Below are 10,000 nucleotides of genomic sequence, written 5' to 3'. Positions count from 1 at the left end.
GGCGAGCGGGATTCTCACCCGCTTTATCGCTACTCATGTCAGCATAAGCACTTCCGTGGAGTCCACCGGTCCTTCCGGTCCGGCTTCACCCCCCACAGAACGCTCCCCTACCACGTACATCTTGCGATGCACATCCGCAGCTTCGGTGCCGTGCTTGAGCCCCGTTACATCTTCGGCGCAGGCCCACTCGACCAGTGAGCTATTACGCTTTCTTTAAAGGATGGCTGCTTCTAAGCCAACCTCCTGGCTGTCTGGGCAGTCCCACATCCTTTCCCACTTAGCACGAACTTTGGGACCTTAGCTGGCGGTCTGGGCTCTTTCCCTCTCGACGACGGAGCTTATCCCCCGCCGTCTGACTCCCGCAGTTCCACCCGCGGCATTCGGAGTTTGGTTAGGTTTGGTACCCTGGTGGGGGCCCTAGCCCATCCAGTGCTCTACCTCCGCGGGCTACCGTGCGAGGCTATACCTCAATATATTTCGGGGAGAACCAGCTATCACCGAGTTTGATTGGCCTTTCACCCCTATCCACACCTCATCCGAGAAGTTTTCAACCTTCTACGGTTCGGGCCTCCACTGGGTCTTACCCCAGCTTTACCCTGGACATGGATAGATCACCCGGTTTCGGGTCTACTCCCTGCAACTCGTGCGCCCTATTCGGACTCGCTTTCGCTGCGGCTCCACCTCTTTCGGCTTAACCTCGCTGCAGAAAGTAACTCGCTGACTCATTATGCAAAAGGCACGCGGTCACCCCTTGGTCCGAAGACCCATAGGGCTCCCACAGACTGTAGGCACATGGTTTCAGGTACTTTTCACTCCCCTCGTCGGGGTGCTTTTCACCTTTCCCTCACGGTACTGGTTCACTATCGGTCACCAGCTCGTATTTAGCCTTGGAAGATGGTCCTCCCGGCTTCCCACGGGGTTTCACGTGACCCGTGGTACTCGGGTAGAGCACCCAGGAAGTGCGATCGGTTTCGCCTACGGGGCTCTCACCCTCTGTGGCGCTCCTTCCCAGAAGCTTTGACTACCGATCGCGTTTTTGACTCCCCGAGGCCACTGCAGCGGCCTCCAGTGCTCCCCCACAACCCCGTCCCTGCAACGCCTGCAGGCTTGGCACAAAGACGGTTTGGGCTCTTCCCCGTTCGCTCGCCGCTACTAGGAGAATCTCGGTTGATTTCTGTTCCTGCGGGTACTGAGATGTTTCACTTCCCCGCGTTGGCTTCCGTACCCTATGGATTCAGGTACGGATGACCGGGCAGTTACCCCGGCCGGGTTTCCCCATTCGGACATCCCCGGATCAATGCCTGTTTAGCGGCTCCCCGAGGCTTTTCGCAGCTATCCGCGTCCTTCGTCGCCGGCTGGTGCCTAGGCATCCACCATGTGCCCTTACTAGCTTGACCCGCCGTATCCTTCGCGCGCGCTCGAGTCTCGAGTACCCCGAAAGGAGTACCCTACCATCAGCGCTTGCTACGCTTTCTTTCCCCTGCATATGAAGTTGTCAAAGACCGGTAAAACCGAGGCTCGTTGCTCGCGGCGCGTTGCTCGTTGGAGAAAGACCCAAGGCCTTGACTCCAACGCGCTACGCGCTACGCGCCACGCGCCACGCGCTAAACCCTGGTGGAGGTGAACGGATTCGAACCGATGACCCCCTGCTTGCAAAGCAGGTGCTCTCCCAGCTGAGCTACACCCCCAAGCACTCCCGTGAAGCGTGAAGGGTGAAGCGTGAAGCTGCCCCGAGCCTTCCTCTTGCCCCTTCACGGTTCACGTCTTGCGACGGCGTGGTGGGCCTAGGTAGACTCGAACTACCGACCTCACGCTTATCAGGCGTGCGCTCTAACCACCTGAGCTATAGGCCCTGGGTTGGTCCGCTGGTCCGTCCGTACCCTGCACCTTCTCAAAGACCCAAGACCCGAGCGCTCCCCGAGGGGAGCGGTGTCGGTCTCTCAAAACCAAATAGCGATAGAGGCAAAGACTCCAGCCGTGCGCCCCGTGCGCCGAGTGTCTTGCGACGGGTCTTGTTTGATCGTTACCACATACCCCGTCTTCGAGGGTGCGTGGCCTTCTTCCTTAGAAAGGAGGTGATCCAGCCGCTCCTTCCGGAACGGCTACCTTGTTACGACTTCACCCCAATTACCGTCCATACCTTGGTACGCTGCCTCCCTTGCGGGTTAGCCCACGCACTTCTGGTACAAACGACTCTCATGGTGTGACGGGCGGTGTGTACAAGGCCCGGGTACGCATTCACCGCGGCATGCTGATCCGCGATTACTAGCGATTCCGCCTTCATGGAGTCGAGTTGCAGACTCCAATCCGAACTGGGACCGGCTTTGCGAGATTGGCTCCCCCTCGCGGGTTCGCGACCCTCTGTACCGGCCATTGTAGTACGTGTGTAGCCCTGGGTATAAGGGCCATGAGGACTTGACGTCATCCCCACCTTCCTCCGGCTTGACGCCGGCGGTCTCCCAAGAGTGCCCGGCTTGACCCGTTGGCAACATGGGACAGGGGTTGCGCTCGTTGCGGGACTTAACCCAACATCTCACGACACGAGCTGACGACAGCCATGCAGCACCTGTCTCCGCGTCCCCGAAGGGAACTCCGTGTTTCCACGGCAGGCGCGGGATGTCAAACCCAGGTAAGGTTCTGCGCGTTGCGTCGAATTAAACCACATACTCCACCGCTTGTGCGGGCCCCCGTCAATTCCTTTGAGTTTTAGTCTTGCGACCGTACTCCCCAGGCGGGATGCTTAATGCGTTAGCTTCGGCACGGAGATCCTAAATGACCCCCACACCCAGCATCCATCGTTTACGGCGTGGACTACCAGGGTCTCTAATCCTGTTTGCTCCCCACGCTTTCGCGCCTCAGCGTCAGTTTCGTCCCAGAGGGCCGCCTTCGCCACTGGTTTTCCTCCCGATATCTACGGATTTCACTCCTACACCGGGAATTCTGCCCTCCTCTTCCGAACTCAAGCCAGAAAGTTTCCAATGCACTTCCGGGGTTAAGCCCCGGGCTTTCACACCGGACTTTCCTGGCCGCCTACGCGCCCTTTACGCCCAGTAATTCCGAACAACGCTTGCACCCTCCGTATTACCGCGGCTGCTGGCACGGAGTTAGCCGGTGCTTCCTTTGGTGGTACCGTCAGCTCCCCTTGCGAGGAGGGTTCTTCCCACCTGACAGGGCTTTACGACCCGAAGGCCTTCATCACCCACGCGGCGTTGCTGCGTCAGGCTTTCGCCCATTGCGCAATATTCCCCACTGCTGCCTCCCGTAGGAGTCTGGTCCGTGTCTCAGTACCAGTGTGGCTGATCATCCTCTCAGACCAGCTACCGATCGTCGCCTTGGTGAGCCGTTACCTCACCAACTAGCTAATCGGCCGCGGGCCCCTCCCCAGGCGGCCAAAGCCTTTGACCTCAGCTCCGAAAAGCCGTGGTCTTATGCGGTATTAGCCACCCTTTCGAGTGGTTATCCCGCACCCAGGGGCAGGTTGCCCACGTGTTACTCACCCGTCTGCCGCTCTACTCGAGGGCCGAAGCCCCCTTTCGCGCTCGACTTGCATGTGTTAAGCACGCCGCCAGCGTTCGTTCTGAGCCAGGATCAAACTCTCCAATTGATTCCTTGGAGCGTCGCTCGATCCCGTCGTACGCGGTCGCACGACCTTTGTCGTGCTTGCCTCTTCGCTATTCGGTTTTCAAAGACCAACCCGAAACCGGGCTGCCCCGGCTCCGGCGGACAAGCGCTAACTCTACCCATCCCCCCAAACCCTGTCAACCCCCTTTCGGCTCCCTCCCAACCCTTCTCCCCCCCCGCCGAAAGGAAGGCAGCTTATACCCTGGCCCCCCGCCGTGTGTCAATGGGTGCTTTTGGAACCCCCGACATTTTTCGATCGGCTCGTGCATCACCGTCGGCCTGGAAGCTGAATGGACGGCCTTCCCTTGCGTTCCTCGGGGCGCCCCCGTGTCAGCGGATCAGGCTTCCCAGCCGCTCGAAGCGGGGCCGGGTACGCTCGGAGTCCCAGGACCAGTAGAGGATGAAGGCCTTGCCCTTGATGCGCGCGTCCTCCACGAACCCCCAGAAACGGCTGTCGTAGCTGTGGTCGCGGTTGTCCCCCATGGTGAAGTAGGCGTTGGGCGGCACCAGGACCGGACCGAAGTTGTCTCGCTTGCCGCCCTCATTGCCCGAGGGATAGATGGAGGGGTCTCGGTAGACTCCCCAGGGATCGTCCAGGGGTTCCCCGTTGATCCAGATCTTCTTGTTTCGCACCTCCAGGCGGTCGCCGGGCACCGCGACGATGCGCTTGATGAAATCCTTGGAGTCATCCTCCGGGTAGGCGAAGACGACGATATCGCCATGGCGGGGCTCACGAATCCCGAGGACCCGGTTTTCCGTGTACGGAATGCGGATGCCGTAGAGGAACTTGGAGACCAGCAGGTGATCCCCGATCTGGAGGGTGGGCAGCATGGACCCGGACGGGATCTTGAAGGCCTGCACGAGAGTGCCCCGGATGAGGATCGCCAGGAGGATGGCCACCACCAGGGCCTCGCCGTACTCCGCAAGCTTCCCGGTCCGGGGCAGAGCGCCCTTCGCTACCCCGACTCCCAGTGTGCCGGAGACGAGGAAAAACCCCACGAGCAGCCAGCTCACCTTCTGGTAGTCCGGCACGGACGTCACGAGATTCAGCAGGGTCAAGCCGGCACCGAGCGCCAGAAGTCCCGTTCCTCCCCAGAGGTAGGATCGCCGCTTGCGCTCGGAGAACCCCCGGCTCGCGTTCATCTCGCCCATGCGTCACCCGTTCCCTGGACGGACACGAAGACCTCCGCCGAGACATCCCGTCTTGCCTCGCCCGCCACGCCAGACCGCCCTTCCCATGGAAAGAACACCTGCGTCCGGCGCGCGGGAACTCAGCCGCTTTGGAGCACAGCCGACACCCCTGTCGAGCCCTCACGATGCTGCGCAGGGCCCACAGACGCCCCGGAAGAGCCACACACGAATCGGGCGGCTCATCGAGGTTCCGCCGTTCATCCCGGGGAGACCAAGAGAAGAGTGCCTCGGGGGGAAAAGCGCGGAGCGCCGGAGTGTAGCAACCGAGGGCACCGAAGTAAAGCACGGCCCTACGGCTCCTTGGGGGACGTCTAGGTCGCGGCAAACTCTAGGGGAGCTTCCCCGATCGCACCAGCAGATCGAAGTGGTTGGGCCCGGCTGGGCAGACCCCGGCCCTTGGATCATCCCATGGGCCATCGTCCCCGTCGGGCTCTGTGCTCGGGCTGACGGTGGCGGTAGTTCTGCCGCTAGGGGGCCGCCACGTCCACCGCCACCGGGTTCGTCACCCCGCCCAGTATCTCAACCACCTCGCTCCAGGTCTGGGTGCCGTCGATATCCACCCGAAGCTTGTACCCCCGGTCGGGCAGCCGGAAGGTGGCCGTCCCGGCGGCGTCGGTGGTCTCGAACCGGCCCTGGTACGCACCGGCCGCGGTGAACAGGTAGACCCGTGCGCCGGCCAGTTCGGCACCGCCCCGGGTAACGCGCACGGCCGCCGTGCCGTGCTCGACGATCACCGTCGGATCGACCCCGGTGAAGGGCTCGGACCAGAAGGAGTAGCCCAGATAGTCGGCCCGCACCTGGTAGCTCTGCTCCGGCAGGCGCAGCCGTACCTGCCCGGCGGCGTCCGTGTCGGCGTGCCGGTTCAAGTAGGCGCCCCCTTCCGTGAAGAGATAGGTTCGGATCCCCGCCAGTGGGAACGGGGCCGGGTCCTGCCCCTCCACGGTCACCGTCACTTCCTGGTGCGGGATGGGAAAGAGCGCCGAGCTCTGGTGCGGGACGTCGTGGGGTCCGGACCAGAACGGATACCCCAGGTAGTCGGCGCGGAACCGGTAGCTCCCGTCCGACAGGGTGAACGCCACCGTGCCGGCGGCGTCGGTGGTGCCGTAGAGCCCCAGGTAGGCGCCGGACGCCGTGAAGGCGTACACCCGCACCCCGGCCAGGGGGCCGCTGGCGTCATCCAAGACCAGTTGGAAGGGGCCGCCGCCGGTGGAGAGTTGCACCGAGTTGACCTGGTGCGGCACCAGGGTGGCGTTGGCAAAGTACTGGCTCCCCTGCACGTCGGCCCGGAACCCGTAGGTGCCCTCGGGCAGCCAGAAGTAGACCTTGCCTTCTGCGTCGGTGGTCTCGTTCAGAACCAGATACGTCCCTCCGGCGTTGAAGGCGTAGACCTTCACCCCCGCCACGGGGCTGCCCGCCTGGGTCACCGCGACCTCGGCCTGGCCCTCGGCGATGGTGATGACCGGATCGGCGGCGGTGAACGGGGCGGACCAGAACTGGCCCGAGAGGTAGTCGGCCCGCACCTGGTAGCTGCGATCCGGCAGCTCGAAGACCGCCTGCCCGGCTGCGTTCGTGGTCCGGCGCTCGCCCAGGTAGGCCCCCGCCTCGGTAAAGAGGTACACGGGGATGGCCTGCGCCGGGACGAGGGCCCCGCCGTAATCGCGCTGCACCGCGGCGGTGGTTGCGCGCTGGTCGATGACCAGGCCCTGGTCGAAGGGCCCGGCGGCGGTGACCGCGGCGGGGTCGGTCCAGAAGGAGTACCCCTTGTGGTCGACCCGGAACCGGTAGGTGCCGTCTGCCAGGTCGAAGCCGGCCTCCCCGGCGCTGGTGGTGGTGCGGCTCTCCCCCAGGTAGCTCCCGGCCGCGCCGAAGAGGTAGCAGGGCAGGCCGACCAGGGGCGTGCCCGCCAGATCGGTCACCCGCAGGGTGAACGCCCCGCCCCCGGTGAGGACCGGTACGGAGTTCACCTGGTCCGGGAGCAAGGCGGTGTCTGCGCTCCAGTACTGGCTGCCCTGGTGGTCGGCACGGAACCGGTAGGTTTGGGCCGGCAGGCGAAAGCTCGCGGTGCCGTCCGCCAGGGTCACCCCGTGCAGGCTCAGGTAGGCGCCCGCCGCGGTGAAGGCGTAGACCTTCACTCCCGCCAGGGGTTGTTCCGCCTGGGTCACGCGCACCTCGGCGGTGCCCTCGGGGATGACGAGGGTGGGGTCGGTCCAGGAGAAGGGCTCGCTCCAGTACTGGAAGGCAAGCACGTCCGCCCGCAGCTTGTAGGCCCGCTCCGGCAGCCGGAAGGTGACCTCCCCCGCCTCGTTTGTATCCTGGTAGCGGCCGAGGTAGCTCCCGGCCTCGGTGAACAGGTAGACCCGAACGTAGGGCTTGGCCTCGCGGCTGCCCGCGTAGTCGGCCACGACACGGGCCGTGACGTCCCGGTGGGGGATCGGGAAGGGGATGGCCGTATCGGTCGTGACCGTGACGAGGTCGCTCCAGAACTGGTAGCCGAGGAGATCGCAGCGCAGCTTGTAGCCCGCCGTCGGGACGTCGAAGCTCACGCGCCCGGCCGTGTCGGTGGTCCTCGACAGGCCGAGGTAGCTGCCGCCCGCGCTGAAGAGGTAGACGTTGGCCCCGGCGACGGGCGTGCCGTCGCCCGAGTCCACCGTGGTCGTGAGTACCCCGCCGCCCGTGACCACCGCGAAGGCGTTGGCCGCGCCCGCGCCCACGGCGAGCACGTCGCTCCAGTACTGGCCGCCGAGCAGGTCGGCGCGCAGCTTGTAATCCTTCCCGGCGGGAAGGTCGAACCGCACCATGCCATCGGCGTCGGTGATCGCAAACCGGCCCAGGTACGCCCCTGCCCCGGTGAACAGGTACACCTTGACCCCGGCTCTAGGCGCTCCGCCCTGGGTCACCTGGACCGCCGCCGTCTCCTCGGCGATCTCGACGGGCACGACGCCGGTGCCCGGCAGCGTAAAGACCGCCGACCAGAACGGATAACCGAGGTAGTCGGCGCGCAGCTTGTACGAGCCCGCGGAGAACAGCTTGGGGTCGAACCGGGCAACGCCCGAGGCGTCGGCGGTGGCGCTCTTGCCGGTGTAGGCACCGGCCGCGGTAAAGGCATACACCCTGACGCCGGGCAGGCCGCTGCCCCGACTGGTGCGCACGGGCACCAAAAGCTCCGTGGGAGCCGCCGTCTCCACCGCAAAGGAGACCTCGGCAAAGCCCACATTGCCCGCCGCGTCCGTGGCCTCCACCCGCACGGTGTGGGGGCCGTCGGCCAGGGGGTCGAGGCGGTCGCCCGAGACCTTTGCCACCGCGATGCCGTCCACCAGCACTCGCACCGTCCCGTCGCTTGCGGAGTAGGCGAGCACCGGCGCCGGGTCGCTGGTGAGGCCCGGGAGCGGCGAGGCGATGGCGACCGCCGGGGGCTCGGTGTCGATCACGTAGGTCTCGGCGCGCACCTCTCCCGGGTTGCCGGCCGGATCGACGGCGAAGAAGGAGAGGACCGTCGAGCTCTCCACGGCGATGGGCCCGGTGTAGACCGGGGAGGAGGCGTCGGGGGGGAGGCCGCCGGTGGTGTAGCGGATGACCGCTTCTTCGTCGTCGGCGATGAGCGCCACGAGTTGGGCGGCGGCGTAGAGGCCGCCCGGGGGCGACGCCGAGGTGGCCGGGGGAGTCCGGTCCAGGATGACCGAACCCGGAGCATAGGCCTTGGCGGCGCCGTAGCTGTCTTCGATGGCCACGTAGACGTAGTAGGTTCCCTCGGGAAGCTCAGTGACGTCCCAGGCGTAGGCGCCCGCCTCCGGGGCGAGCCCGGCTGCGAGGAGGGTACCGGCGTAACCGGCCCCTTCCTCGTCGAAATAGAGGCTTACGAGCGCCGTGCCGCTCGGGTTCGAGGCCGTCCAGGCCAGCGCCACTGCGGCCTGGTTGGTGCGGAGGCCGCCGGCGCCCGGCAGCGTCAGGGCCACCGCGGGCGGATCGAGGAACGCGGCTTCGTTGACGACGAACCGCGCCGCCGCCATCCACTCCCCCGCAAGGCCGTGGGCGTCCACCGCCCGGGCGCGCCAGTGGTAGTACCGGTCGTCGTCCAGGGGCTGGGGGGGCGCCCAAGCCAGGCCCTGTCCTTCGGCGGCGGCAACTCGGGTCGTGAGCCCGGCATCGGCGTAGAGCTCGTAGTCGTAGGTGAGGGACTCCTCCTCGGGGTCCAAAGCCTCCTTGAGCACCAGGAGCGGCGCCGTGCTCCCCACCTCTCCCCCGTCGGAGGGGTTTCGCAGGGTAGGCGCCGAGGGCGGGTCGTTTGCTGTGCTGACGAAGAAGGTGGCGACCGCCGTCCACGGGCTCTCCGCAGCCTCGTCGGAGGCCTTCGCCCGCCAATAGTAGCGGGTGTCGTCCCGGAGCGCCCCGGGGACCTCCCAGGAGGTCTGCCCCGGCTCCCAGCCCGTACCCTCCAGGATCCCGGCCATCGCCTGCTTCTCCGGGCTGTCGAAGGTGGGGACGGTGTCGAGCTCGAAGGTGTAGGTAAGGGGGTCTCCATCGGGATCGGCGTCGGGGTCGGCAGCGTTGGCAACCACGAGGGCGAGCGCCGTCTCCGAGACCTCGCTCCCGGCCCCCGGAGCCGCGAGGAGCGGCACGGTGGGGGCGTGGTTGGCGAGGTTCACCACAAAGGAGCCTACGGCGGACTCGGTGGAGACGCCGTGCTCGTCGGTGGCCACGGCCTTCCACCAGTAGGTGGCCCCGTCCCCGAGGGGCGCGTCCACGGTCCAGGAGGTGGCCCCTCCCCCCCCGGGCCCCCCGGCTCCTTCAACCATCCCGGAGACCGAGGCGGCGAGCAGCGCCAGCGCCTCGTCCTCGTAGACCTCGAAGGCGTAGGTGAGGGGGTCCTCGTCGGGGTCGCGGCTGTTGGTGACCGCAAGCGCCGGGGTTAGGGTGTCCACCTCAAAGCCGTCCGCGGGCCAGGACAGGGCAAAGGCACCCGGGGCCTCGTTTTCCAGGTTCACGAAGAAGCTTCCGTAAGCCCACTGGCTCGCCCGATTGCCGTCGGCTGCCCGCACGCGCCAGTGGTAGCGGGTGTTCTCCCGCAGGTCGAGGGGGACCGGCCAGGCCGTGACGTCCGTCCCTTCGGCGATGCCCGAGGCCGAGGCGACCCCAAGGGTGAACAGGGCATCCTCGAAGACCTCGATCTCGTAGACCACCGGGTCCCCCT

General features: G+C 65.8%; 2 protein-coding genes, 2 tRNA genes and 2 rRNA genes (1 of these 6 cut by a window edge). All 6 read right to left on the bottom strand.

From position 1 onward, the window contains the following. Nucleotides 1-1,397 (bottom strand): 23S ribosomal RNA (locus AB1578_05635) (it extends 1,617 nt beyond the left edge of the window). Between the two features lie 215 nt (nt 1,398-1,612). Then, nucleotides 1,613-1,688 (bottom strand) — tRNA-Ala (locus AB1578_05630). Between the two features lie 88 nt (nt 1,689-1,776). After that, nucleotides 1,777-1,853 (bottom strand) — tRNA-Ile (locus tag AB1578_05625). Between the two features lie 215 nt (nt 1,854-2,068). Further along, nucleotides 2,069-3,604 (bottom strand): 16S ribosomal RNA (locus tag AB1578_05620). The 16S and 23S rRNA genes sit together here with 2 tRNA genes alongside, the layout of an rRNA operon. A 347-nt stretch (nt 3,605-3,951) precedes the next feature. Further along, nucleotides 3,952-4,773 carry a signal peptidase I gene (lepB, locus tag AB1578_05615; GenBank protein MEW6487380.1) on the bottom strand — a complete coding sequence of 274 codons (822 nt, stop codon included), beginning with the start codon at nt 4,771-4,773 and terminating at the stop codon, nt 3,952-3,954. Nucleotides 4,774-5,279: 506 nt separating this feature from the next. After that, a complete protein-coding gene (locus tag AB1578_05610; GenBank protein MEW6487379.1) occupies nt 5,280-9,989 on the bottom strand; it encodes a chitobiase/beta-hexosaminidase C-terminal domain-containing protein in 4,710 nt (1,569 codons plus the stop codon). Between the last annotated feature and the right edge of the window lie 11 nt (nt 9,990-10,000).

This window comes from Thermodesulfobacteriota bacterium (assembly GCA_040756475.1).
Taxonomy (GTDB): domain Bacteria; phylum Desulfobacterota; class Deferrisomatia; order Deferrisomatales; family JACRMM01; genus JBFLZB01.
Note: the sequence above shows the minus strand (reverse complement) of the source record. Positions and strands in the feature narration are given on the sequence as shown.

Excerpts from the sequence above, each read along its gene's own strand:
- lepB (MEW6487380.1), bottom strand. The coding sequence starts at position 4,773 with ATGGGCGAGATGAACGCGAGCCGGGGGTTCTCCGAGCGCAAGCGGCGA.